General features: G+C 65.1%; 22 protein-coding genes and 1 other RNA gene. 19 read left to right on the top strand and 4 right to left on the bottom strand.

Annotation, left to right across the window (positions count from 1 at the left end; all coding sequences use genetic code 11):
- Positions 1-59 precede the first annotated feature (59 nt).
- Entirely contained in the window at positions 60-1,319 is a 1,260-nt protein-coding gene (locus YUU_RS0110715) for an O-antigen ligase (protein ID WP_027522362.1), read from the top strand.
- On the opposite strand, the gene YUU_RS0110710 is transcribed toward YUU_RS0110715, so the two are convergent.
- Positions 1,316-2,059, bottom strand: coding sequence for a sulfite exporter TauE/SafE family protein (locus YUU_RS0110710; protein ID WP_027522361.1), 744 nt, complete (start codon positions 2,057-2,059; stop codon positions 1,316-1,318). The genes YUU_RS0110715 and YUU_RS0110710 overlap by 4 nt on opposite strands.
- Before the next feature lie 30 nt (positions 2,060-2,089).
- Entirely contained in the window at positions 2,090-3,466 is a 1,377-nt protein-coding gene (locus YUU_RS0110705; protein ID WP_027522360.1) for a PLP-dependent aminotransferase family protein, read from the bottom strand.
- A 78-nt stretch (positions 3,467-3,544) separates the two neighbouring features.
- Between YUU_RS0110705 and YUU_RS0110700 the strand changes: the two genes are divergently transcribed.
- Together YUU_RS0110700 and YUU_RS0110695 are read left to right on the top strand one after the other, a co-directional pair.
- The gene (locus YUU_RS0110700) at positions 3,545-3,985 is read left to right on the top strand and encodes a DUF983 domain-containing protein (protein WP_027522359.1); all 441 of its coding nucleotides are present in this window, start codon (positions 3,545-3,547) and stop codon (positions 3,983-3,985) included.
- Between the two features lie 76 nt (positions 3,986-4,061).
- On the top strand, positions 4,062-4,778 hold the full coding sequence (locus YUU_RS0110695; RefSeq protein WP_027522358.1) for an alpha/beta fold hydrolase: 717 nt from the start codon (positions 4,062-4,064) through the stop codon (positions 4,776-4,778).
- A gap of 102 nt (positions 4,779-4,880) precedes the next feature.
- On the opposite strand, the gene rnpB is transcribed toward YUU_RS0110695, so the two are convergent.
- Positions 4,881-5,308: RNase P RNA component class A (rnpB, locus tag YUU_RS55040), an RNA gene on the bottom strand.
- 148 nt (positions 5,309-5,456) lie between these two features.
- On the opposite strand from rnpB, the gene YUU_RS0110690 reads away from it, so the two are divergent.
- From YUU_RS0110690 to YUU_RS0110675, 4 genes are read left to right on the top strand one after another with little or no spacing between them, the layout of a single operon-like run.
- The gene (locus tag YUU_RS0110690) at positions 5,457-5,807 is read left to right on the top strand and encodes a YciI family protein (protein WP_027522357.1); all 351 of its coding nucleotides are present in this window, start codon (positions 5,457-5,459) and stop codon (positions 5,805-5,807) included.
- Positions 5,804-5,929: a hypothetical protein gene (locus YUU_RS62335; protein ID WP_256375274.1), complete on the top strand. Its 126-nt coding sequence runs from the start codon at positions 5,804-5,806 to the stop codon at positions 5,927-5,929. The genes YUU_RS0110690 and YUU_RS62335 overlap by 4 nt, the downstream gene beginning before the upstream one ends.
- 3 nt (positions 5,930-5,932) lie before the next feature.
- The gene (locus YUU_RS0110680) at positions 5,933-6,283 is read left to right on the top strand and encodes a YciI family protein (protein WP_027522356.1); all 351 of its coding nucleotides are present in this window, start codon (positions 5,933-5,935) and stop codon (positions 6,281-6,283) included.
- A complete protein-coding gene (locus tag YUU_RS0110675) occupies positions 6,280-7,518 on the top strand; it encodes an RNA polymerase sigma factor (protein WP_027522355.1) in 1,239 nt (412 codons plus the stop codon). Before YUU_RS0110680 ends, YUU_RS0110675 begins: the two co-directional genes overlap by 4 nt.
- A 113-nt stretch (positions 7,519-7,631) precedes the next feature.
- Here YUU_RS0110675 and YUU_RS0110670 read toward each other — a convergent pair whose 3' ends face one another.
- The gene (locus YUU_RS0110670; protein WP_035662020.1) at positions 7,632-8,414 is read right to left on the bottom strand and encodes an N-acetylmuramoyl-L-alanine amidase; all 783 of its coding nucleotides are present in this window, start codon (positions 8,412-8,414) and stop codon (positions 7,632-7,634) included.
- A 516-nt stretch (positions 8,415-8,930) separates the two neighbouring features.
- Between YUU_RS0110670 and rsmH the strand changes: the two genes are divergently transcribed.
- From rsmH to YUU_RS0110610, 12 genes are all read left to right on the top strand, one after another.
- The gene (rsmH, locus tag YUU_RS0110665; RefSeq protein ID WP_027522353.1) at positions 8,931-9,920 is read left to right on the top strand and encodes a 16S rRNA (cytosine(1402)-N(4))-methyltransferase RsmH; all 990 of its coding nucleotides are present in this window, start codon (positions 8,931-8,933) and stop codon (positions 9,918-9,920) included.
- A 3-nt stretch (positions 9,921-9,923) separates the two neighbouring features.
- On the top strand, positions 9,924-10,316 hold the full coding sequence (locus tag YUU_RS0110660; RefSeq protein WP_027522352.1) for a hypothetical protein: 393 nt from the start codon (positions 9,924-9,926) through the stop codon (positions 10,314-10,316).
- A complete protein-coding gene (locus YUU_RS0110655) occupies positions 10,313-12,076 on the top strand; it encodes a penicillin-binding protein 2 (RefSeq protein WP_027522351.1) in 1,764 nt (587 codons plus the stop codon). The genes YUU_RS0110660 and YUU_RS0110655 overlap by 4 nt, the downstream gene beginning before the upstream one ends.
- 68 nt (positions 12,077-12,144) lie before the next feature.
- Entirely contained in the window at positions 12,145-13,617 is a 1,473-nt protein-coding gene (locus YUU_RS0110650) for a UDP-N-acetylmuramoyl-L-alanyl-D-glutamate--2,6-diaminopimelate ligase (RefSeq protein WP_027522350.1), read from the top strand.
- Positions 13,614-14,993 (top strand): UDP-N-acetylmuramoyl-tripeptide--D-alanyl-D-alanine ligase, encoded by a 1,380-nt coding sequence (gene murF, locus YUU_RS0110645; RefSeq protein WP_027522349.1) that lies wholly within the window; start codon positions 13,614-13,616, stop codon positions 14,991-14,993. The genes YUU_RS0110650 and murF overlap by 4 nt, the downstream gene beginning before the upstream one ends.
- A 144-nt stretch (positions 14,994-15,137) precedes the next feature.
- Positions 15,138-16,241, top strand: coding sequence for a phospho-N-acetylmuramoyl-pentapeptide-transferase (gene mraY / locus YUU_RS0110640; RefSeq protein WP_027522348.1), 1,104 nt, complete (start codon positions 15,138-15,140; stop codon positions 16,239-16,241).
- Between the two features lie 7 nt (positions 16,242-16,248).
- Positions 16,249-17,649, top strand: coding sequence for a UDP-N-acetylmuramoyl-L-alanine--D-glutamate ligase (gene murD, locus YUU_RS0110635; protein ID WP_027522347.1), 1,401 nt, complete (start codon positions 16,249-16,251; stop codon positions 17,647-17,649).
- Between the two features lie 196 nt (positions 17,650-17,845).
- On the top strand, positions 17,846-18,997 hold the full coding sequence (gene ftsW / locus YUU_RS0110630; protein ID WP_027522346.1) for a putative lipid II flippase FtsW: 1,152 nt from the start codon (positions 17,846-17,848) through the stop codon (positions 18,995-18,997).
- Positions 18,998-19,180: 183 nt separating this feature from the next.
- Positions 19,181-20,281, top strand: a complete 1,101-nt coding sequence (gene murG / locus YUU_RS0110625) for an undecaprenyldiphospho-muramoylpentapeptide beta-N-acetylglucosaminyltransferase (protein WP_027522345.1) — start codon at positions 19,181-19,183, stop codon at positions 20,279-20,281.
- A 120-nt stretch (positions 20,282-20,401) separates the two neighbouring features.
- Positions 20,402-21,805, top strand: a complete 1,404-nt coding sequence (murC, locus tag YUU_RS0110620; protein ID WP_027522344.1) for a UDP-N-acetylmuramate--L-alanine ligase — start codon at positions 20,402-20,404, stop codon at positions 21,803-21,805.
- Positions 21,806-21,998: 193 nt separating this feature from the next.
- Positions 21,999-22,916, top strand: a complete 918-nt coding sequence (gene murB / locus YUU_RS0110615) for a UDP-N-acetylmuramate dehydrogenase (protein ID WP_027522343.1) — start codon at positions 21,999-22,001, stop codon at positions 22,914-22,916.
- 130 nt (positions 22,917-23,046) lie between these two features.
- Positions 23,047-24,033, top strand: coding sequence for a D-alanine--D-alanine ligase (locus YUU_RS0110610; RefSeq protein WP_027522342.1), 987 nt, complete (start codon positions 23,047-23,049; stop codon positions 24,031-24,033).
- The last annotated feature ends 93 nt before the right edge of the window (positions 24,034-24,126 follow it).

Here is a 24,126-nt window from a genome sequence, read left to right as displayed (position 1 = left end):
TGTCCCGCAACCACGGCTCCGGCAGACTTGCTGACGCCGTGGGAAGGCGAGGGGACGGCATGAGCGAAACGTCGAACGGGCGGGTGGCCTCCTGGCTCGCGGCGATCTGGGTGGCGCGCTACCGGACGCCGGCCCGTTTCGTCGCGCTGATCGCGCTGCTGTTGCCGTGGACGACGACCGGCGTGATCTTCGCGCTCCCGGCCTGGCTGATCGCCTTCGCGTTCATCGACCTCCGGGAATTTCCGCGCTCGCTGCTCCGCCCGATCTGCCTGCTGCCGATCGCGCTGTTCGTCCTCGCCCTTGCCGGCACGCTATGGTCGGATGCGTCCTGGCCGGAGCGTCTGCACGCGGTCGCGCCATCGGCGAAGCTTTTGGTGCTGCCGCTGCTGATCTACCAGTTCGAGCGCTGGCCCCATGGCAACTGGGTCTTCGCGGCGTTCCTCGTCTCCTGCATGCTGTTGCTGCTGACGTCCTTTGCCGTCGCGATCGAGCCCAGCCTGTCGCTCAAGCTCTATCTGTCGCGCGGGCCCTACAAGGTCGAGAGCGGGATCGCGGTACGCAACTATATCGACCAGAGTCAGGAATTCGCGCTCTGCGCCCTCGCGCTGGCATATCCGGTCGCGGCGCAACTTCGCGCCGGTCGAACGCGTGTCGCGGCGTTGCTGGCGCTGCTCGCGATCGGATTCCTCGCCAACATGATGTTCGTGGTGGTCTCGCGCACGGCGCTGGTCACCCTGCCGGTGCTGATTGCGGTGGTTGCGCTGCTGCATCTGCGATTGAAGACGGCGCTCGCTCTGGGAGCAGCGGCGGCGTTGGCCGCGCTGCTGCTCTGGAGCGCCTCGCCACATCTGCGCGCCACGGTCGACAAGTTCAGTGGCGACTATGAGCGCACCGCTGTCGAGAACGAGGTCAGCGGTATGGGCTCACGCCTGGAGTTCTGGCGGAAGTCGCTGCGCTTCGTCGCCGACGCGCCGCTGTTCGGGCACGGCACCGGCGCAACCCGCGGGTTGTTCGAGCACGCCGCGATCGGCGAGAGCGGCGTGCGCGCGCAGATCGTCAGCGATCCCCACAACCAGACCCTCAACGTCGCGGTGCAATGGGGCACACTCGGCGTCATCGTGCTCTACGCGATGTGGCTCGCGCACCTCGCTCTGTTCCGCGGCGCGGGGCTTGCGAGCTGGGTCGGGTTACTGGTCGTCCTGCAAAATATCCTGTCCTCGCTGTTCAACTCGCATCTGTTCGATTTCAGCGAGGGCTGGCTCTATGTGCTGGGCGTCGGCGTCGCCGGCGGCATGGCGCTGTGCAAGGCCCAGCGCTAGTGCGCGCCTACACTGTTCCAGACCAGGCCGACACCCGACAGGAACAACAGGCCGAGCACGACGTCGCCAAAATGCTTGTCGCTGAGCGCGTGATAGACGCGCGCGCCGCACCAGGCGCCGACCAGCGTGCCCGGAAATGCAATCAGCGCGAGCCAGATCACCTGCGTCGCGACCAGGCCTGACGCCGTCTGCAGCACCAGCGCGGCCGCCAGCACCGTGAAATTGAAAAGCTGGAAGATGCCGCGCCGCTCATGCTTGTTCCAGCCGCGGATGTTGGCCCACAGAATCGGCAGCGGTCCCGACAACCCGGCAAGGCCGCCCAGGATTCCGCCGGCGAAGCCGATCGCGCCATCGGCGATCCTGCCGCCGAATTTGAAGGCGAGCGGCCGCTTGTTGAGGTACAGCGCGGTCGGAAAGATCAGCAACAGCACTCCGATGCTGAGCTTGAACACCTTTGGGTCGGCCTGGGCGACCATCATGGTCCCCAGCGGCACGCCGGCAAGTCCGCCGATCAGGAACGGCCAGACCAGCGAGAGGTCAAAGCTCTTCCACATCGAGGGCAGCGTCGAGGCTTGCGCGACCACCGAGCAGATCAGCACCAGCGGCACGGCGAGCGACGGCGGCAGCACGTAGAGCCAGATGCCGAGCGCCATCAGCGCCGTGCCGAAGCCGGCCAGCCCCGAGACGAAGCCGCCGGCCAATGCGCCAAAAAGCAACAGCGCGTAGTTGAGCGTATCCACACCAATGTCCTTGTTGTTATCGGCGGTGTACTAGACGATCTGCCGGGCGTCGACCGGTCTGTGCAGCGCACTGAGGAGAATCTGCAACGCCTGGCCGAGCTCAGCGCGATTGCGCGCCGCGCCAAGCGATAGTCGCGCCGCATGCGGCGGGTGATCGCCGACCACGAAGGCGTCACTGGCGATGACCGCAAGCCCGTTGCGCAGCAGTTGCGCTGATATCTCCGTCCGGCTCCGTCCCTCCGGCAGCCGCAGCCAGAGATGATGCGCGGCAGGTTTGGCCAGGAACTGAAAACCCCTGAGCGCGCGCTGCGCAAGCTGCTGACGGCCGATCGCCTCGTTACGGATCGCGGTGATGATGCGGTCCGCGACTCCGGTCTCGAGCCAATGGGTGATGAGTGCGACCATGAGCGGCGCGGGCATCTGCACGGTCGCCTGAAGATAGCTGCGCATCGTTTGCTGCGCGGCGGCGTCGGGCGTCACCAGATAGGCCACGCGCAGCGCCGGCGCGATGCATTTGGACAGCGTGGTCGCCAGATAAGTCCGCTCCGGAATGAGATTGGCGATCGGCGAGGCCGACCGGTCCAGCAGGCCATAGGCATCGTCCTCGATCAGCGTCGTGTCGGCATCGCGGATGATTTTTGCGATTGCGCTCCGCCGCTCGGCCGAGAGCGTCGCTGTCGTTGGATTGTGCAGCGTCGGAATGAGATACACGGCCTTTGGCTTGTGCTCTAGGCACGCCCTGGCCAGTGCCTCAGGAAGGATGCCGCCTTCATCCATTGCAACACCGACCAGTTTGATGCCGCATCGTGCGGCGACCGCCTTGATGCCGGGGAAGGTTAGAGCTTCCGTCAACACGACATCGCCGGGCGCTACGAGATAGGCCATGAGGTTGAACAGGATTGTCTGCGTGCCGGGAAAGATCACGAGCCGGTCGGTACGGACATGGGGCACGCGCGAGCGCATCCACTTGGCCGCGACATCGAGCTCGTGCGCGCTGCCGCCCGGTGGCTGGTAGTTGAGATAGGCGGTGAGGCCGGATTGCTCGCGGATCGCCTCGAGCCCGGCAAGGATGCGTTCGTCGAGCTGCGCCTCCAGTGGATGCGGCGGCACGTTCATCGACAGATCTATCGTGACCGGATGCGGCAGGTCGACCGTTCGTCGCGCGCTGGTCTCCGAGACGAACGAGCCCTGTCCGACCCGCGCTTCCAAAATTCCGCGCCGCCGCGCCTCGGTATAGGCGCGCGTCACCGTCGTGAGATCGATGCCCAGCGCTTTCGCCAGCGCGCGCTGCGTCGGCAATTGCTGGCCGCGCACCAGCCTTCCTGCGGCGATGTCGGCCTCCATGGCCTCGACGATGCGCTGATAGCGCGGGCCGCTGAGCTCGGCGATTGTAGGGACCCAATCCATGCAAGTCCGGCCGTTTTGTTTGAATGTATGGATGCAAGATATTATTGTATGGATCGTTGGAAAGGAAGAGGTGTGGTCATGGCGACCGGTTCAGTCTCTCTGGCGAAGGCAATGTGGCGGGGTTTTTGCGGCAGGTGCCCGCATTGCGGCGAGGGCCATGCGTTCAAGCGCTTCCTGAAAGTCGCCGACAGTTGCGACGTCTGCGGCGAGGAGCTCTTTCACCACCGCGCCGATGATTTCCCGGCCTATCTTGTGATCGTCCTGGTCGGCCATCTCGTGGTGCCGGCGATCCTCGCGATCGAGACGGCTTATGCACCGCCGGTCTGGCTGCAATTGGCAGTGTGGCTGCCGGTGACGCTGTTTGCTTCGCTCGCTTTGTTGCAGCCGACCAAGGGCGCCATCGTCGGCCTGCAATGGCAGGTCGGCATGCACGGCTTCGAGGAGGCCAAGCGGCGCCGCGAAGCCGGCCAACTCGCGCCGGCGCTGGTCAAGGCTAAACCCGCAGCGCGCGCTGCCTGAAGCGCGTCGCGACGTTTACATCGCGCGGTCGGCCGGTACACTCCATCGCACCAAACAAGAAACGATGGAAACGCCGATGACCGCACGCTCGCCCAAAACCTTCCTGCTCTGTCATGGCGCCTGGTCCGGCGGGTGGGCCTGGAAGAAGATGCATCGGCTTATGGCGCAGGCGGGTCATCGCCTGGTGGCGCCGACCTACACCGGTCTCGGCGAGCGATCGCATCTCGCAAATCCTTCGATCGACCTGGAGACGCATCTGCAGGACATCGTCAACGTCATCAAGTTCGAGGACCTCAGCGACGTCGTGCTGCTCGGCCACAGCTATGGCGGCATGGTCGCGACTGGCGTTGCCGATCGCGCACGCGATCGCATCGCGCAACTGATCTATCTCGACGCCTTCGTGCCGCGCGACGGCCAGTCGCTGTTCGATCTCAACGAGCAGGGGCGCGAGCCGATGCGAAAAGCCGCGGCCGCAGGCGACGGCTACCGCATCCCGCCCAACCCGCCGCCGCCCGATACGCCGCAAGCCGATCTCGACTGGCTCAACGCGCGCCGCGTCAGCATGCCAGTCAAATGCTTCGAGACGAAGCTGAAGCTTGAGCATGGCGAGCCGGCGATGCCGCGCAGCTACATCTACTGCACGCGCATTCCGCCGGGCGACGTGTTCGGGCAATTCGCCAGGCGCACGAAGAGCGAAGCCGGCTGGCGCTATTTCGAGCTCGACGCCAGCCACGCACCGAACGTCACTGCGCCGGAGGCGCTGATGGACGTGTTGGCGAAGATCGTCGAATAGCTCTCGCTGTCATTCCACATTGCGCAATTGCACAATGTGGAATGGCGGTGGCGAAAATGGTGAGGGGTCCGATGCGTCAGCATCGAACCCCTCGCGCTTTAGAACATCAGCCGGCCTGTAAGCCGGGTTCTGTAGGGCACCGCCTGCTTGCGCAGGCGATACGTGACGGCCATTCCTCTGGGGCAATGTTTGCACATTGCCTCGAGCAACCTACCCGGACGGCGGGCCTGACATCGCCCCGCGGCGTTATCGCTTGCGCGAACAGCCCGCTTAAGCCGTCCCTATTCGGTTTTGCTCCCGGTGGGGTTTGCCATGCCGGCTCCGTTGCCGGAACCGCGGTGCGCTCTTACCGCACCTTTTCACCCTTGCCCCACCAAGCCCGAAGGCGAAGCGAGGCGGTTCGTTCTCTGTGGCACTTTCCCTGAGGTCGCCCTCGCCGGACGTTATCCGGCACCGCATGTCAATGGAGCCCGGACTTTCCTCCCCGGCGGCCTTTCGGCACTTGCAGGGGCGGCCGTCCGGCCGACTGACGGTGTACGCAATGGGCATTTATGACGGTTTCGTCAAGGCGATATCGTTCCGCACGACATGGGAAAATAATTTATCCTGAAGATGTCGTTGGCCGTGAGCCCCGTTCGACCGGATGTCGGCAATCCAGCCGAGCAACAGGAGTAAGCGATGCAGTATCTGCTGCTGATCTACCGGAACGAAGCTCAACAGGGCAGGATGGACCCTGCGGACTACCAGAAGCTGTTGGCGGAGTACGGCGCGTATACCCAGTCCATCGTTCAGAGCGGCAATTTCAAGGCCGGCGACGGGCTGCAGCCCACCACGACCGCGACCACCGTTCGCGTTCGCGATGGCAAGATACTGACGACCGATGGTCCTTTCGCGGAGACCCGTGAGCAACTCGGCGGTTACTACTTCGTCGACGCCAAGGATCTCGACGCCGCGATCGCAATGGCCGCGCGGATTCCCGGAGCCAGGGACGGGTCGATCGAAGTCAGACCGGTCATGGTCTACAAGTGATCTCGTTCACCGGCATCGAAGGCGATATCGCTTCGCCCAGCGCGAAAAAAATTGGGAAGATGTCGTTTGATGTCGGCGCCGTTCGACTGGATGTCGGCGATCAAGCCGAGCAACAGGAGTGAGCAATGCAGTATCTGCTGCTGATCTATCGAAACGAAGCTGAACTGACCAAGATGACGCCCGAGGACCGACAGAAGGTATCGGCGGAGTATGGCGCCTATACCCAGTCCATCATCCAGAGCGGAAATTTCAAGGCGGGCGACGGGCTGCAGCCGACCACGACGGCGACAACCGTGCGCGTGCGCGACGGCAAGATCATGACGACCGATGGTCCGTTCGCGGAGACGCGAGAGCAACTCGGTGGCTACTATCTGGTCGAGGCCAAGGATCTCGACGCCGCGATTGCGCTGGCTGCGCGGATTCCCGGAGCCCGGGACGGTTCGATCGAAGTCCGGCCGGTCATGATCTACAAGTGAATTCGTCCACGGACATCGACAAGATTTTTCGCGACGAGGCGGGGCGGGCGCTGGCCACGCTGATCCGCCTCGTCGGCGATTTCGATCTCGCTGAAGATGCACTCCAGGACGCCTTTGCGGTTGCACTGGAGCGGTGGTCGACACTTGAGCTTCCCGACAACCCGCGCGCCTGGCTCGTCAATGTCGGGCGCAACAAGGCGATCGACCGCATTCGTCGCCAGGTCGCGTTTCGCGGCAAGCAGCAGGCTCTCGTGCATGAGCTCGCGCCGAATGCGCAAGCGCCCGACGAGCCGGCGACGATGCTCGACGACGATATGCTGCGGCTGATCTTCACCTGCTGCCATCCGGCGTTCGCGCCGGAGGTGCAAGTCGCGCTGACGCTGCGCACGGTATGCGGGCTCACCACGGCGCAGGTCGCGCGCGCCTTTCTCGTCAGCGAGGAGGCGATGGGGCAGCGTCTCGTCCGCGCCAAGCAGAAGATCAGGCTCGCCGGCATTCCCTATGAGGTGCCGGAGCGCGACGCGCTGGAGCCACGGCTACGCGGCGTGCTTGCCGTCATCTATCTCGTCTTCACCGAAGGCTATGTCGCGACGTCAGGTGCAGATTTGATGCGGCCTGATCTTGCGATCGAGGCGATCCGGCTCGGCCGGCTGCTCGAGCGCCTGATGCCAGATCGTGCTGGTATCAAGGGCCTGCTGTCCCTGATGCTGCTGCACGATGCGCGCCGAGCCGGGCGCGAGACGTCGGCCGGCGACATCGTGCTGCTGGAAGAGCAGGACCGTGACCTGTGGGATCGTGCGCAGATCGAGGAAGGGTTGCGTCTGGTCGACGATGCGCTGCGCGTGCCCGGCCGACCGCAGCCCTATGCCGTGCAGGCGGCGATTGCTGCGCTCCATGCGCGGGCGCCGAGCTATGAGGAGACCGACTGGCCGCAGATCGCCGGACTCTACGAAGTGCTGCTGCGGATCAACCCGTCGCCGGTGATCGAGCTCAATCATGCCGCGGCCGTGTCCATGGTCGACGGCCCCGCACGCGCGCTCGATCTCGTCGACGCGATCGCAGCGCGCGGCGGGCTCGACGGCTATGAGCTGTTGCCCGCGGTGCGCGCGGATTTGCTGCGACGGCTCGACCGGAAAGACGAGGCGCGCGAGGCCTATGTTGCGGCGACCGCGGCGACGCAGCTCGAGCCGCTGCGGAGGCTGTACGCGCGAAGGATGAGGGAGCTCAGCAACTAGTATCGTCATTCCGGGGCGATGCGAAGCATCGAACTATGGTGCGCAATTGCGCACCTGAGAATCTCGAGATTCCGGGTTCGCACTTCGTGCGCCCCGGAATGACGGCTCCGTCGTCACTTCGACGCCACGGTCGTGCCTTCGGCCGGCAAACTCGCGAGCAGCGTCTGCAATGTCGACAACGTCGAATGATCGGCGACACCATCCAGCCGCGCCGGGCGGAAGTGGCGCTGGAAGGCGGTGACGACCTCCATCGTCGTCGCATCGTACTTGCCGGTAAGTGGGACGCCGTAGCCATATTTGGCGAGCGCCTGCTGAAGGCTCAGCACTTCGTCGCTGATGGTGCCGAGCATCAGGCTTTCGCCGCGCACGATCGGCGCCGGCGTCACCCAGTGGCCGACGCCGGAATTGGCCAGCGAGTGCCACGGGAATTTCTCGCCGGGATCCTTCTTGCGCGCGGGCGCGACGTCGGAGTGGCCGAGCACCCGGTGCGGCGCCACCTTGCGGCGGAGCATGATGCCGCGGCAGAGCGCGATCACGGCAGCGATCTGGCGCAGCGGGAACTCCGGATAGCCCCAATCATGGCCGCGATTGACGATCTCGATGCCGATCGAGCAGGAATTGACATCGTCCTCGCCCGCCCATGACGAGACGCCGGCGTGCCAGGCGCGCTTGCTCTCCGGCACGCATTGTACGATGCGGCCGTCCTCCAGCACGACATAATGAGCCGAGACCTCGGTGCCCGCCGTGCACAGCCGCGCCAGCGCGCCCTCGACATCGGGCATGCCGGTGTAGTGCAGCAGGATCATGTCCGGCAGGCGGCCCTTGTTGCGCTCGCCATAGTTCGGCGAGGGAATGATGTCGGACACGATCGAGGAATCGGGGTCGAACGTCCGCATGCTCGCCGCGGCCTTGGGAACCGGGAGCACGCGTTGACGCTTCGAATCAGATCCTGGTGACGCGGACGAACCGGACGACATTATAAGGCTCAATCGGATGGGAGCGGCGGGCCCTTCAAGCCCTTCACTTTACTATTCCTTTACCCTTGCGGCCGCGCAATCGCCGGCTTCGGTTAACGGGCGCATTTTGTCGGATGTGTGTGGATGACGCATCACAACGGATTTTACCTTTTTGACTTGTAATCGAACCATCAACGCTTTCTTAACGCTAAGGGCCGTTACTGAGAGTGAAGAGCCGCCCCGCGTCCGGAGGTGGCCAACGCGTTTTTTGTTCGAAATCCCATGGCTGCCCGACAAATTCCATGCGGAAAACAGGGTCTGCAGCCTGGGTCCGCCGGGCTGGGCGAGCGCGCCGTACAGGGGTTGAGTCGTGGAACCGCCGCGAAGCGGAACAATTCGAGACGTGATGGACGCGTTAACCATCGTTCTCGCCAGCACCACTCGCGAGCCGGGCGCATGAGTTCGGCTGCCCACATTCCCGTTCTCGGCCGCGAGGCGATCGAGCTTCTCGCGCCGCGCGAGGGCGGCCTCTATGTCGATGCGACCTTCGGTGGCGGCGGCTACAGCCGCGCCATCCTGGATATGCCGGGAACCCGGGTCATCGGCATCGACCGCGATCGCACGGCGATCGCCGGTGGGTTTGATCTGGTCGACCGCTCTGGCGGGCGCCTGACGCTTGTCGAAGACCGCTTCTCGAATCTCGCCGAGGTCTGCGCCGCGCAAGGTTTCGACTTCGTCGACGGCGTCGTCATGGACGTCGGCGTCTCCTCGATGCAGCTCGACCAGGCTGGCCGCGGTTTTTCGTTCCGGCTCGACGGTCCCCTCGACATGCGGATGGGGCAGGCCGGGCCGACGGCTGCGGATGTGGTCGCAAAGGCGTCCGAGAGCGATCTTGCCGACATCATCTACCTCTTCGGCGAGGAGCGGCATTCGCGCAAAGTCGCACGCGCCATCGTCGCGGCGCGTGAGGAAGCGCCGATCACGACAACGCGCGCGCTCGCCGATCTCGTTGGCAGGGTCGTGCGCTCGAAGCCCGGTGATATCCATCCGGCGACGCGGACGTTCCAGGGCCTGCGCATCTTCGTCAATGAAGAGCTCGAAGAGCTTCAGACCGCTCTAGCGGCTGCCGAACGCGTGCTGAGGCCCGGCGGGCGGCTGGTCGTGGTGTCCTTCCATTCGCTGGAAGACCGCATCGTCAAGAATTTCCTCAGCGAACGCGCCAAGACCGGTGGGGGCTCGCGGCATCTGCCCGAGGTCGCACAGGTACCACCGAGCTTCCAGCTTCTGACGCGGCGTCCGGTCGTCGCCGGCGACGAGGAAGTCGCGCACAATCCGCGCGCGCGTTCCGCGAAGCTGCGCGCGGCCGAGCGGACCGGGGCTGCCGCGCATGCCGAGGGCGAGTCATCGTCCTGGCCGAGCCTTTCCGATGTCATGAGGGGTGGCTAGCGCATGCGCCTCATCCACCTCTTCGTCATCGGCGCGCTGATCTTCGCCGCGGCCTATGTCTACCGGATCAAGATGGAATCCACTGCCCGCACCGAGCGGGTGCTGCGGCTGCATGCCGACATCCGCGAGCAGCGCGATGCCATCGCCGTATTGCGCTCCGAATGGGCCAAGCTCGATGCGCCGCTGCGGCTGCAAGGACTTGCCGAGCGGCATCTGCAGCTCAAGCCGGTCAATGGAACGCAATATGACTCGCTGAAGAACCTGCCCGATCGTCCGCCGCGGCTTGTCAAGCCCGGTGAGCCCGATCCGATCGGCGCCATGATCAACACCATCGAAGCTGCGACCGATGCCGACACGGTCACGGGTTCGGTACCGCAGCCGGAGGACAAGCAATGAGCGCTGCCACTCCGGGCAAACCCGCAAAGCCTGCGGAGCGCGCAACCGAGCCTTGGCGTCAGCGGCTGATCCGCAGCCTGCTCTACGGGCGCAACGTCGATCGCGCGGCGAAGGCACGTGCGCGCGTCGGCCTTGCGATCCTGGCGTTTTCGGCCGTCTATGCGCTGATCGGCGGCCGGCTCGTGATGTTCGCCATCGGCGCCGACGTCCATAGCGCCCGCCGCGGCGGCGCTCAGGACGTGGTTGCGACCGCGCGGCCCGACATCGTCGACCGCAACGGCGAGATTCTCGCCACCGACGTCAAGGCGCCGAGCCTGTTCGGCGAGCCGCGCCGCATCATCGACAAGGACGAGGCGATCGAACTCCTGACCGCCACGGTGCCTGACCTCGACGAGGCCGAAGTGCGCGAGCGCCTGTCCTCGCGAAAGGGTTTCGTCTGGCTGAAGCGCGAGATCACGCCGAAGCAGCAGCAGGATATCCACAAGCTCGGCGTTCCCGGCATCGGCTTCCTGCGCGAGAACAAGCGCGTCTATCCGACCGGGAACGAGGTCGCCCACCTCATCGGTCTCGTCAACATCGACAACCAGGGCATCGCCGGCATGGAGAAGTGGCTCGACAGCAACGGGCTCGCCGATCTCCACCGCGCGGGTTTTGCCACCGATCGCCTGCAAAAGCCGATCGAGCTGTCGGTGGACCTGCGCGTCGAGCATGCGCTGCGCGACGAGCTGTTGAAGGCGAAGGAGAAGTTCCACGCCAAGGCGGCCTCGGGCATCATCTCCAATGTCAAAACCGGCGAAATCGTCGCGATGGTCTCGCTCCCGGATTTCGATCCCAACAATCCGAAAGAAGCCCACGACCCCGACCGCATCAACCGTCTGACCACCGGCGTCTACGAAATGGGATCGACGTTCAAGGCGTTCACGCTGGCAATGGCGCTTGATTCCGGCAAGATCAACTTGAACTCGTCGTGGGATGCGCGGGGAAATCTGCACTACGGCAAGTTCACCATCCATGACAGCCACATGCTTGGTCGTTTCATCAACACCAAGGAAGTGTTCACCTACTCGTCCAATATCGGCGCCGCGCGGATCGCGCTCGGCCAGGGCGTCGAGGCGCACAAGGCTTTCCTGGCTAAAATGGGCCAGTTGACGCGGCTGCGCACCGAGTTACCGGAGAGCGCGGCTCCGCTGGTGCCGCGCCGTTGGGGCGAGCTGAACACGGTCACCATCGCGTTCGGTCAGGGCCTGTCCGTGGCGCCCCTGCAGGCGGTGATGGGCATCAACGCCCTGGTGAACGGCGGCTACCTGATTCCTCCGACGTTCCTCAAGCGCAGCGAAGAAGAAGCCGCGGCGATGGCCAAGCGCGTGATCAAGCCCGAGACCTCCGACAAGATGCGCTATCTGATGCGGCTCAACGCCGAGATCGGCACGGCCAAGAAGGCCGATGTTCCCGGCTACTATATCGGCGGCAAGACCGGCACGTCCGAGAAGGTCGTCAACGGCCGCTATGCCAAGAAGCGCGTGCTCAATTCCTTCACCGCGATTATGCCTTCCGACAATCCGAAATATCAGATTCTGGTCATGCTGGACGAGCCGCAGGCGCTGCAGGAGACGTATGGCTTCATCACGTCGGGCTTTAATGCCGTGCCGACGGGGGGCAAGGTCATCGCCCGTATCGCGCCTCTCCTGGGCATCGAGCCCCGTTTTGACCTGCCGCCGTCCGACCGCCTTATTCTTGCAGCATCCAGGACAACCCAGTAAGCCGTACCCGGGCTGCCCTGAGTCGGGTTTCCCCCTTGGATCCGGCTTGGCATTTCGACTGGAAGGCCATGAAACTGCGCGACTTCCTAGGTCAGGATTTTCTGGGCAATGATGCCGCAATCGACCCCGCTGTCGCGGCGCTCGAGGTGACGGGGCTTGCGCTCGACAGCCGCGTGGTCAAATCAGGTGATCTCTTCTTCGCGCTTGCGGGCAGCAAGACCGACGGCGCGCGCTTCATCGACGCTGCCGTTGCCGCGGGTGCCGTGGCCATTGTCGGCGACCAGGCGCCGGCCGGCTGCAAGGTGCCGTTCATCGCGGTCTCCAATCCGCGCCGCGCGCTGGCGCTGGCCGCGGCAAAATTCTTTCCCGCCCAACCCGCAACCATCGCGGCGGTGACCGGCACCAGCGGCAAGACGTCGGTTGCAGCGTTCACGCGGCAGATCTGGGAGCGGCTTGGGCACGTCTCCGCGAGCATCGGGACAATCGGCCTCGTCTCGCCGAAGCGCACCGTCTACGGCTCGCTGACGACCCCCGATCCGCTCGCGCTGCACCGGCAGCTCGATGAGATCGCGCGCGACGGCGTCACGCATCTGGCGTTCGAAGCATCCTCGCACGGGCTCGATCAATACCGCCTCGACGGCGTGCGCATCGCAGCCGGCGGCTTCACCAATCTCTCGCGCGATCACATGGACTACCATCCGACCGTCGCGCACTATCTTGCAGCCAAGCTGCGGTTGTTCCGCGATCTGGTTCTACCGGGCGGCGCGGCCGTGATCTGCGCCGATCATGATTGCTCGACTGAGGCGATCGAGGCCGCGAGGTCGCGCGGCTTGCGCGTGATGGCGGTCGGCCGCAACGGCGACGGGGCAGGCGAGGGCATCCGCCTCGTCGACGCCAAGATCGACGGCTTTTCGCAGCAGCTCGCGATCGAGCATCGCGGCAAGGCGTATTCGATCAGGCTGCCGCTGGTCGGCGCGTTCCAGATCGAGAACGCGCTGGTTGCCGCCGGCCTTGCGATCGGCACCGGGAGCGATGCGGCGAATGTCTTTGCGAGCCTCGAACATCTCGAAGGCGCCAAGGGTCGGCTCGAGCTCGTCGGCGAACGCAACGGCGCGCCGATCTTCGTCGACTACGCACACAAGCCGGATGCACTGGTCAAGGCACTGCAGGCGCTGCGGCCCTATGCCAAGCGCAAGCTGATCGTCGTGTTCGGCGCCGGCGGCGATCGCGATGCCGGCAAGCGACCGATCATGGGCGCGATCGCGGCTGAGAATGCCGATGGCGTCATCATCACCGACGACAATCCGCGCAGCGAAAAGCCGGAAGCCATTCGCGCCGCGATCCTTAGCGCCGCAAAGGGCGCGAAGGAGATCGGTGATCGTGCAGCGGCGATCCGCGCGGCAATCGACGAGCTCGAGCCGGGCGATGCGCTGCTGATTGCCGGCAAGGGTCACGAGACCGGGCAGATCATCGGCAGCGATGTGCTGCCGTTCAGCGATCACGAGGCGGTCGCCGCCGCATTAGCGACGAGGGTTTCATGAGCGCGCCATTGTGGACGGTTGCCGAGGTGGCGCATGCGCTGGGGATCGCAGGATCGTTCCCCGACACGGCGATCGACTTCGTCACCCAGGACAGCCGCCTGGTGAAGCCGGGCTGCCTGTTCGTTGCGCTGAGCGGCACGCCGAGCGGCGGCTTCATCTCGGCCTTCGCCAGCGCGCGCGACGGCTGGGAGTTTGCGGACAAGGCGGAAGCTTCAGGCGCGGTCGCGATGATCGTGCCGCACGAGATCGCGGGCATCCGCATTCCGCAACTCGTCGTCAAGGACACGCTGATCGAAGGCCTCTGGGGCCTCGCGCGTGCCGCCCGTGCGCGCTTCAAGGGGCCCGTGATCGGGCTCACGGGAAGCGCCGGCAAGACCAGCACCAAGGAATATCTCGCGGCCTATCCGAACGCCTATGCGAGCCCGTCCAGCTTCAACAATTTCTGGGGCGTGCCGCTGACGCTGTGCAATGCGAGGCCTGACGCGAGCCTCTGGGTCGTCGAGATGGGCATGAACCAGACCGGCGAAATCGCGCGGCTGAGCGGGTTGACGCAGCCGACGGTGGCGCTGGTCGTCAACGTGCAGCCGGTGCATCTGGAAAAGCTCGGCTCGCTCGAAGCGATCCGGCGCGAGAAGGTCTCGATCGCGCTGGGCCTGCCGAACGATGGCGTGCTGGTGCTGCCGGCCGATATCGCCGCCCCCGAATGGAACGGTAAGGTCATCCGCTTCGGTGACGGCACCGAGTTGTGCGAGCTCAGGCACACGCCGCAGGGTGAAAGCTGGCAGGTGAGTGCGCTGGTCGGCGGCAAGGAGATCGACTTCAGCCTTACGCCCGGCGCACCGCATCGCGTCCACAACGCGCTGGCCGCGCTGGCCTCGATTCACGCGGCCCATCTCGATGCGGCTGCACTCGCTTCAAGGCTCGATGGCGTCGGCATCATGACCGGCCGCGGCGTCGAGCAGACCGTTGGCGGCGTCACCGTGATCGACGACAGCTTCAATGGCAACCCGGCCAGCATGGCCGCGGCCCTGGAAAGCCTCAAGGCGCGCCATATGACCGGCGGCCGCCGCATCGCCGTGATCGGCGACATGCTCGAGCTGGGAACTGACGCGCCGTCCTATCACGTGAATCTTGCAACACATCTCGACGGCATCGACGGCGTCTACTGCGTCGGCTCCTTGATGCATCATCTCTACCAGAAGCTGCCGGCGGCCAAGGGCCTCGGCTGGCATGAGGACCCCGCCACGCTGGCCCCGCGAGATGTTGCGGATCTGCTGAAGGCAGGCGATGTCGTGGTTGTCAAGGGCAGCAAGAAGATGTTCTGGGTCAACAAGTTTGTGCCGGGGCTAGTGGCCGCCTTGCAGGCAAAGGCGTAAACTGGTTAAGCGCCGTGTCTGATCCCACCATCCCCGGCTGTCCGGTTTTTGAGGGTCGCCCGACCACATGATGAAGGCCGGCGAATGCGCCAAAAGCGCTTTCCGGCAAGGCCGCATGCGAAGAGGCGGTATAGGACTGTCTGAATGTTTTACTGGCTGATCGAGCTTTCCAACACATTTCCGAGTTTCGGTGCGTTTCGCACCCTGCTGAACGTTTTCCGCTACATCACGTTCCGCACCGGCGGCGCCGTCGTCACCGGCGCGCTGTTCGTGTTCCTGTTCGGGCCCTGGATCATCGATCATTTGCGCATCCGCCAGGGCAAGGGTCAGCCGATCCGGGAAGATGGCCCGCAATCGCATCTCAGCAAGAAGGGCACGCCCACCATGGGCGGGCTGATGATCCTGTCCGGCCTCACGGTCGGCACGGTGCTGTGGGCCAATCCGCTCAACCCCTATGTCTGGATCGTGCTCGCGGTGACGCTCGGCTTCGGCTTCGTCGGCTTCTATGACGATTACCTGAAAGTGACCAAGCAGACGACGAGCGGGTTCGGTGGCAAGCTTCGCCTGCTGATCGAGGCGATGATCGCGCTGGTCGCCTGCTACGCGCTGGTGCGGCTGAACCGCGATCCCTCCTCCACCGCGCTCGCGATTCCCTTCTTCAAGGACGTCGTGCTGCACTTCGGCTGGTTCTTCGTGATCTTCGGCGCCTTCGTCATCGTCGGCGCTGGCAATGCGGTGAACCTCACCGACGGGCTCGATGGCCTCGCCATCGTGCCCGTGATGATCGCGACCGCGAGCTTTGCCATGATCGCCTATCTTGCCGGTAACGCCGTGTTCGCCGACTACCTCCAGATCAAATATGTGGCGGGCACCGGCGAGCTCGCGGTGCTCTGCGGCGCGCTGTTGGGCGCCGGCCTCGGCTTCCTCTGGTTCAATGCGCCGCCGGCCTCGATCTTCATGGGCGACACCGGCTCGCTGGCGCTCGGCGGCATGCTCGGTGCGATCGCGGTTGCGGTGAAGCACGAGATCGTGCTCGCGGTGATCGGCGGGCTGTTCGTGCTGGAGGCGGTCTCGGTCATCGTGCAGGTCGTCTCGTTCAAGCTGACGGGAAAGCGCATCTTCAAGATGGCGCCGATCCATCACCATTTCGAGCAGCTCGGCTGGACAGAGCCGCAGATCGTGATCCGCTTCTGGATCATCTCGGTGATGCTGGCGCTCGCCGGCCTCTCCACGCTGAAGCTGCGGTGATCGATCGATGATCCCGGTCACGTCCTTCGCCGGCAAGACCGTCGCGGTCTTCGGACTCGGCGGTTCGGGTCTCGCAAGCTGCCATGCGCTGAAAGCCGGCGGCGCCGAGGTGATCGCCGGCGACGACAGTGCCGACAATCTCGCCAAGGCGGCGCAGGAAGGTTTCATCACCGCCGATCTGCGCACCGTGTCATGGGCGAATTTTTCGGCGCTGGTGCTCGCACCCGGCGTGCCGCTCACCCACCCGGCGCCGCACTGGAGCGTGCTGAAAGCGCGCGAGGCCGGCGTCGAGGTGATCGGCGACATCGAGCTGTTCTGCCGCGAGCGGCGGCGCCACGCGCCGAACGCGCCGTTCGTCGCCATCACCGGCACCAACGGCAAGTCGACGACGACTGCGCTGATCGCGCATCTGACCAAGGTTGCCGGCTACGACAGCCAGATGGGCGGCAATATCGGCACCGCGATCCTGTCGCTGGAGCCGCCGCGCATGGGGCGCGTCCATGTCGTCGAGATGTCGTCCTACCAGATCGACCTCACGCCCTCGCTCGATCCCTCCGCCGGCATTCTGCTCAATATCAGCGAGGACCATATCGACCGCCACGGCACCATCCAGCACTACGCCGCGGTGAAGGAGCGCCTGGTCGCCGGCGTGCAAGCAGGCGGCACCTCGATCGTCGGTGTCGACGATGGCTGGTGCCGCGACATCGCCGACCGGCTCGACCGCGCCGGAAAGAACGTGGTGCGCATCTCCGTCAGGAATCCGCTTGCGACCGGCGTCTATGTCGAGCACGGCACGATTGCCCGCGCCTCCGGCGGCGCTCGCAGCGAAGTTGCAAAGCTCGGCGGTATCGGCTCGCTGCGCGGCCTGCACAATGCGCAGAATGCCGCCTGCGCCACCGCCGCCGCGCTCGCGATGGGCATCAGTCTCGATGTCCTGCAGAACGGCCTGCGCAGCTTCCCCGGCCTTGCGCATCGCATGGAGCAGGTCGGTCGGCGCGGCAACGTGCTGTTCGTCAACGACTCCAAGGGCACCAACGCGGATGCGGCCGCGCATGCGCTGTCGTCCTTTGCCGACATCTTCTGGATCGCCGGCGGCAAGCCGAAGATGGGCGGCATCACCAGCCTGACGGGCTTCTTCCCGCGCATCCGAAAGGCCTATCTGATCGGCGAGGCCGCGCAGGAATTTTCGGGCACGCTGGGCACGCAAGTCGCCCACGAGATCAGCGAGACACTCGATGTCGCGGTGGAGCACGCCGCACGCGATGCCGAAGCCTCGGGCCTCGGCGAGGCTGTCGTGTTGCTCTCACCCGCCTGCGCCTCGTTCGACCAGTACCGCAATTTCGAGATCCGCGGCGCCAGGTTCCGCGAGCTGGTGCAGGCGCTGCCGGGCGTGAAGCCGGTGGTGTGATGCCCTTGTGTCCCGGACGCGCGTAGCGCGAGCCGGGACCCAGAAGACACAGTGGGCCCCGGCTCTGCAGCGCACCGCAAGAGCGCTGCGCTGCGTCCGGGGCACGAACTCTTCACAACTTGATTGATCCCATTAACTCCCCGTAAACCAACCTCGGCGACCAATGGGCTGATCTCTGTCCGAAGGCCGGCCGCCCATGCTCTCCCGTGAAGAACGCACCCCCTTTTCCGAATGGTGGTGGACCGTCGACAAGCCGCTGCTCGGTGTCATCCTGGCGCTGATGCTGACAGGGGTGATCCTGTCGCTGGCGGCGAGCCCGCCGGTTGCGACCCGCATCGGGCTTGATCCCTTCCACTTCTTCAGCCGGCACGTGATGTTTTTGGCTCCGTCCTTCATCGTCCTGATCGGCGTGTCGTTTCTGTCGCCGCGCGCGATCCGGCGCAGCGCGCTGATCATCTTCGCGATCAGCATCATCCTGATCGTGGTGACGCTCGCCATCGGTCCCGAGGTGAAGGGCTCGCGGCGCTGGATCACACTGCTCGGCGTCAACATCCAGGCCTCCGAGGCCGCAAAGCCGTCCTTCGTCGTCATCGCCGCCTGGCTATTCGCGGAATCGACCAAGCGGCCGGAGATGCCGGCGACCTCGATGGCGCTGGTGCTGCTGCTGATGCTGGTCTCGCTCCTGGTGATGGAGCCCGATTTCGGCCAGACCATGCTGATCCTGATGGTGTGGGGCGCGCTGTTCTTCATCGCGGGCATGCGCATGATCTGGGTGTTCGGGCTTGCGGGCGCCGCCTCCGCCGGCCTGTTCAGCGCCTATCTTTTTGTTCCCCATGTCGCCGGGCGCATCAAGCGCTTCATGAATCCGGCTTCGGGCGACACCTTCCAGGTCGATACCGCGATGGAGGCCTTCTACAACGGCGGCTGGTTTGGCCTCGGGCCGGGCGAGGGCATCGCCAAGCGTAGCCTGCCGGACAGCCACACCGATTTCGTGTTCGCGGTCGCCGCCGAAGAGTTCGGCATCATCCTGTGCCTTGCGATGCTGGGGCTGTTCGCCTTCATCGTCATCCGCACGCTGTCGCGCGCCTATGCCAATGAGGACATGTTCTCCCGCTTCGCCGCCTCCGGCCTTGCCATCCTGTTCGGCGTGCAGGCCGCGATCAACATGTCGGTCAATCTTCAGCTTATCCCGGCCAAGGGCATGACGCTGCCGTTCATCTCCTATGGCGGCTCCTCGATCGTGACGCTCGCCTATGGCGTCGGCATGATGCTGGCACTGACGCGGCTGCGACCGCGCACCGAGGTCGAGTCGATCGGCCACGCCGAAGCGATGCGCAGCTACGCGTGAGTTGCCCTCGTGTCCTGGACAAGCGAAGCGCAGATCCGGGACCCAGAATGTCGCGAGCATGGGCCCCGGTTCAGCAGCGCACCACGCCGCGAAGAAGCGGCGCGCTGCGCTGCGCCCGGGGCACGAACTCTGTGACGTGGTCTGTCTCGCAATGACGGGAAAGTCCCTGTAAAACCCACGGCCATGGACACCTCCCCCTTGATTCTTCTCGCCGCGGGCGGCACCGGCGGTCATCTGTTCCCGGCCGAGGCGCTCGGCGTCGAGCTGATCCGGCGCGGATTTCGCGTGCGCCTCGTCACGGACGCGCGGGCGCTCCGCTACAGCGGGTTGTTCAGCAAGGACATGATCGACGTCGTGGCGAGCGAGACCGCGCGCGGCCGCAATCCGTTGCAGCTCGCCCATGCCGGCTTCACGCTCGCCGCGGGCACGCTGTCAGCCTTCAACCTGATGCGCCGATCGAGGCCGATCGCGGTCGTCGGCTTCGGCGGTTATCCGACGCTGCCGCCGCTGATCGCGGCCAGGCTCGCCGGCGTGCCCGGCATCATCCACGATGCAAACGCGGTGCTCGGTCGCGCCAACCGGTTCCTAGCGCGCTATGTCCGCGCGATCGCGACGTCCTTGCCGGGCGTGCTCGACCGCGATCCTGCGCTGGCGCCGAAGACCACGACGGTCGGCACACCGATGCGTCCGGCGATCCTTGCGGCCGCCGCGGTGAAGTACACACCGCCTGAGCCGAACGGTCCGCTCCGCCTGCTCGTCGTCGGCGGCAGCCAGGGTGCGCGCATCATGGCCGACATCGTGCCCGGCGCGATCGAGCGGCTTGAGCCTGCGCTCTGGAGCCGGCTGATCCTCACCCAGCAGGTCCGCGAAGAGGACATGACGCGGGTGCGCGCGGTCTACGACAAGCTCAAGATCAATGCCGAGCTCGCGCCGTTCTTCACCGATCTGCCGGCGCGGCTTGCTTCCAATCACCTCATCGTGTCGCGCTCGGGCGCCGGCACGGTCGCCGAGCTCGCCGCGATCGGGCGGCCCTCGATCCTGGTGCCACTGCCCGGCTCGATCGACCAGGACCAGTTCGCCAATGCCGGCGTGCTGGCCCAGGTCAACGGCGGCTTGCGCATTCCGCAGACCGAGTTCACCTCGGATCGGCTGGCTGCCGAGATCTCCGCTTTCGCCGCCGAGCCTGCCCGCCTTGCCGCCATGGCCGAGGCCGCCCGCGGCGCTGGCCGGCTCGATGCCGCCGAGCGGCTGGCCGATCTGGTGGTCAAAGTCGCCGGACTTTGACGCGAAAAAGCCCTTGTCTTCGCCTTCTAAAGCGGGGCATCCAGTACGAGGCGCGGCTGATTTGGGCCGTGAGATCAGCCAGATGCCGCCTTCGCAGGCGGCAAGGTCAGGGAACAGATCATGAGACTGCCGCGCGGGATCGGACCCATCCACTTCGTCGGGATCGGCGGCATCGGCATGAGCGGCATTGCCGAGGTGCTGGTCAATCTCGGCTACACCGTGCAGGGCTCGGACGCCTCCGACAATTACAATCTCGAGCGGCTGCGCAAGAAGGGCGCAAAGGTCTCGGTCGGCCACAAGGCCGAGAATGTCGATGGCGCCGACGTCGTCGTGGTGTCCTCTGCGATCAAGCGCGACAATCCGGAATTGATGGCGGCGCGCGCGCAACGCATTCCCGTGGTGCGCCGCGCCGAGATGCTGGCCGAGCTGATGCGGCTGAAGAGCTGCGTCGCGATCGCCGGCACTCATGGCAAGACCACGACCACGACGATGGTCGCCACGCTGCTCGATGCCGGCGGCCTCGATCCGACCGTGATCAACGGCGGCATCATCAACGCCTATGGCTCGAATGCACGGCTCGGTGCCGGCGACTGGATGGTGGTGGAAGCGGACGAGAGCGACGGCACGTTCCTGAAGCTGCCGACGGATGTCGCGATCGTCACCAATGTCGACCCCGAGCATCTCGATCACTTCAAGACGTTCGATGCCGTGCAGGATGCGTTCCGCCATTTCATCGAGAACCTGCCGTTCTACGGCTTTGCCGTGATGTGCATCGATCATCCGACCGTGCAGAGCCTGGTCGGCAAGATCGAGGATCGCCGCATCATCACCTATGGCGAGAATCCGCAGGCCGATGCGCGGCTCGTCGATCTCACGCCGATGGGTGGCGGATCGAAATTCAAGGTCGCGATTCGCGATCGCAAGAGCGGTGCCGTGCATGAGATTGCGGATCTCACGCTGCCGATGCCGGGACGTCACAACGCCTCGAACGCCACGGCCGCAATCGCGGTGGCGCATGAGCTCGGCGTCTCCGACGAGGCGATCCGCAAGGCGATGGCCACTTTCGGCGGGGTCAAGCGCCGCTTCACCAAGACCGGCGAGTGGAACGGCATCACCGTGATCGACGATTACGGTCACCATCCCGTCGAGATTGCTGCCGTGCTGAAGGCGGCACGCGAATCCACCAATGGCAAGATCCTCGCCGTGGTGCAGCCGCATCGCTTCACCCGCCTGCAATCGCTGTTCGAGGAATTTTGCACCTGCTTCAACGATGCGGACGCGGTTGTTGTCGCCGAGGTCTATCCCGCCGGTGAGGCGCCGATCGAAGGCATCGACCGCGATCATTTCGTCGCCGGCCTGCGCGCCCACGGCCATCGCCAGGTGATCCCGCTACCGGCATCCTCGGATCTCGCCGGCATCGTCAAGGGCATGGCGAAGCCAGGCGATCTGGTCGTGTGCCTGGGCGCCGGCAACATCACGCAATGGGCCTATGCGCTGCCCGGCGAATTGAAGGCGCTGGGATGACGGCGATGACGATGGTCGGATCAGTTGCCCCACGGCACCCTGCGCTCCCTCTCCCCTTGTGGGAGAGGGTGGGGGAGAGGGGTAGCCACAAACTCCGACGTCGCTTGGGGCTACCCCCCTCCCTGGCCCTCCCCCACAAGGGGGGAGGGAACGGGGACAGTGTGCCTCCCTTGCATGAGGCGCGTGCTCTCGCATGAGCTTCCCCGACATCACCCCCGACCTCAAAGCCGCGATGCCTGACCTGCGCGGGCGTTTGCTGGCGAATCAGTCGCTGGCCGAGCTCACCTGGTTTCGCGTCGGCGGGCCGGCGCAGGTGTTGTTCACGCCGGCGGATGAGGATGATCTCGCTTACTTCCTCGCGCATCTCTCGCACGACATTCCCGTCTGTGTCGTCGGCGTCGGCTCCAATCTCATCGTGCGCGATGGCGGCATGTCGGGCGTCGTGATCCGTCTTGCACCGCGTGCCTTTGGCGATGCGAGTGCGAGCGGCGACATCGTCACCGCTGGTGCGGCCGCGCTCGACAAGCGCGTCGCGGAAGTGGCGGCCAGCGCTGATATCGGCGGGCTCGAATTCTTCTTCGGCATTCCCGGCACGATCGGCGGCGCGCTGCGCATGAATGCAGGGGCCAATGGCGGCGAGACCAAGGACGTGCTGATCGAGGCGACCGGCATCGGTCGCGACGGCACGAAGCACACCTTCTCCAACGCCGACATGAAGTTCGTGTACCGCAACAGCGGCGTTGACCCCTCGATCATCTTCACCTCCGCGCGCTTTCGCGGCGTCATCACGGACGCGGACGCGATCCGCGCCCGCATGGCGGAGGTGCAGACCCATCGCGAGACCGCGCAGCCGATTCGCGAGAAGACCGGCGGCTCAACCTTCAAGAATCCGCCCGGCCACTCCGCCTGGAAGCTGATCGACGCCGCCGGCTGCCGCGGCTTGCGCATCGGCGGCGCGCAGGTGTCGGAGATGCACTGCAACTTCCTGATCAATACCGGCGATGCGACCGGTCATGACATCGAGACGCTTGGCGAAACCGTGCGCGAGCGCGTGAAGGAAAATTCGGGAATTGAGCTACACTGGGAAATCAAAAGGATCGGGGTTCCATGATCACCGTCATTCCGGGGCGCGACGAAGTCGCGAGCCCGGAATCCATACTCCCGATCGTGGTTATGGATTCCGGGCCTGCGCCTACCGGCGCATCCCGGAATGACGAAGGTGGAAAGGCAGCTGGCTAATCATGCGCATCACCATTCTCTTCGGCGGCTCCAACAGGGAACGTCTGGTCTCGGTTGCAAGCGCGCAGGCCCTGCACCAGGCGTTGCCTGAAGCCGATCTCTGGTTCTGGGATGTCCAGGACAAGGTGCACGTCGTCCAGTCAAAGCAGCTCGCCGAACACGCCCGTCCCTTTGAGGACGAGTTCAATCCGGGCACGCGCGGAATTCCGCTGGAACAAGCGCTGGACCAGGCGAAAGCGGAGAACCGTGTGCTGGTGCTTGCGCTACATGGCGGCTGCGCCGAGAACGGCGAACTGCAGGTGATGTGCGAATCGCGCGGCGTGCCCTTCACTGGATCGGGCTCGGCATCCTCGCATCTCGCCTTCGACAAGATCGCCGCCAAGCAGTTTGCCGCGCTCGGCGGCGTGACGCCACCGACAGGTATTGCGCTGGAAGACATCGACGACGCCTTTGCCGAATACGGCAGGCTGATCGCAAAGCCGGCGCGCGATGGTTCGAGCTACGGCCTGATCTTCGTCAACGCCAAGCAGGATCTGGTTGCTGTTCGCAACGCTGCGAAGCACGAAGAGTACGTCATCGAGCCCTACATCGCCGGCATCGAGGCGACCTGCGGCGTGCTGGAGCGGCCGGACGGCTCGATGATCTCGCTGCCGCCGATCGAGATCATCCCGGGCGAGGGCAATTTCGACTACGCCGCAAAATATCTGCTCTCATCGACCCAGGAGATCTGCCCCGGCCGCTTCTCGCCGGAGGTCACGGCCGCGCTGATGGACCAGGCGATGCGGGCGCATCGGGCGATGTCCTGCACCGGCTATTCCCGGTCGGACTTCATCGTGTCGGACAAGGGCCTGGTCTATCTCGAGACCAACACGCTGCCCGGCCTCACCAAGTCCTCGCTCTATCCCAAGGCGCTGAAGGCGCAGGGGATCGAGTTCGTCGACTTCCTGCGCGACCTGATCGAGCTCGCCGAACAGCGCGTGCGGAAATAATTAGGGTTGGTTAACGGCCGGCCGGGCGAAACAGCCCGTTTTGGAACCCAGAATCGGTAAAATGCCGGAGATGGCGGCATAAATGCCTCACAA

Source organism: Bradyrhizobium sp. Ec3.3 (assembly GCF_000472925.1).
Lineage (GTDB): Bacteria > Pseudomonadota > Alphaproteobacteria > Rhizobiales > Xanthobacteraceae > Bradyrhizobium.
The sequence above is the reverse complement of the archived record's forward strand: the minus strand, read 5'-3'. Positions and strand labels throughout refer to the sequence as shown.

What these genes read in the sequence shown, in the direction of transcription:
- YUU_RS0110715 (WP_027522362.1), top strand. Translation starts at nt 60, where the DNA reads ATGAGCGAAACGTCGAACGGGCGGGTGGCCTCCTGGCTCGCGGCGATC.
- YUU_RS0110705 (WP_027522360.1), bottom strand. Translation starts at nt 3,466, where the DNA reads ATGGATTGGGTCCCTACAATCGCCGAGCTCAGCGGCCCGCGCTATCAG.
- YUU_RS0110700 (WP_027522359.1), top strand. Translation starts at nt 3,545, where the DNA reads ATGGCGACCGGTTCAGTCTCTCTGGCGAAGGCAATGTGGCGGGGTTTT.
- YUU_RS0110695 (WP_027522358.1), top strand. Translation starts at nt 4,062, where the DNA reads ATGACCGCACGCTCGCCCAAAACCTTCCTGCTCTGTCATGGCGCCTGG.
- YUU_RS0110690 (WP_027522357.1), top strand. Translation starts at nt 5,457, where the DNA reads ATGCAGTATCTGCTGCTGATCTACCGGAACGAAGCTCAACAGGGCAGG.
- YUU_RS0110680 (WP_027522356.1), top strand. Translation starts at nt 5,933, where the DNA reads ATGCAGTATCTGCTGCTGATCTATCGAAACGAAGCTGAACTGACCAAG.
- YUU_RS0110670 (WP_035662020.1), bottom strand. Translation starts at nt 8,414, where the DNA reads ATGCGGACGTTCGACCCCGATTCCTCGATCGTGTCCGACATCATTCCC.
- rsmH (WP_027522353.1), top strand. Translation starts at nt 8,931, where the DNA reads ATGAGTTCGGCTGCCCACATTCCCGTTCTCGGCCGCGAGGCGATCGAG.
- YUU_RS0110660 (WP_027522352.1), top strand. Translation starts at nt 9,924, where the DNA reads ATGCGCCTCATCCACCTCTTCGTCATCGGCGCGCTGATCTTCGCCGCG.
- YUU_RS0110655 (WP_027522351.1), top strand. Translation starts at nt 10,313, where the DNA reads ATGAGCGCTGCCACTCCGGGCAAACCCGCAAAGCCTGCGGAGCGCGCA.
- YUU_RS0110650 (WP_027522350.1), top strand. Translation starts at nt 12,145, where the DNA reads ATGAAACTGCGCGACTTCCTAGGTCAGGATTTTCTGGGCAATGATGCC.
- murF (WP_027522349.1), top strand. Translation starts at nt 13,614, where the DNA reads ATGAGCGCGCCATTGTGGACGGTTGCCGAGGTGGCGCATGCGCTGGGG.
- mraY (WP_027522348.1), top strand. Translation starts at nt 15,138, where the DNA reads ATGTTTTACTGGCTGATCGAGCTTTCCAACACATTTCCGAGTTTCGGT.
- murD (WP_027522347.1), top strand. Translation starts at nt 16,249, where the DNA reads ATGATCCCGGTCACGTCCTTCGCCGGCAAGACCGTCGCGGTCTTCGGA.
- ftsW (WP_027522346.1), top strand. Translation starts at nt 17,846, where the DNA reads ATGCTCTCCCGTGAAGAACGCACCCCCTTTTCCGAATGGTGGTGGACC.
- murG (WP_027522345.1), top strand. Translation starts at nt 19,181, where the DNA reads ATGGACACCTCCCCCTTGATTCTTCTCGCCGCGGGCGGCACCGGCGGT.
- murC (WP_027522344.1), top strand. Translation starts at nt 20,402, where the DNA reads ATGAGACTGCCGCGCGGGATCGGACCCATCCACTTCGTCGGGATCGGC.
- murB (WP_027522343.1), top strand. Translation starts at nt 21,999, where the DNA reads ATGAGCTTCCCCGACATCACCCCCGACCTCAAAGCCGCGATGCCTGAC.
- YUU_RS0110610 (WP_027522342.1), top strand. Translation starts at nt 23,047, where the DNA reads ATGCGCATCACCATTCTCTTCGGCGGCTCCAACAGGGAACGTCTGGTC.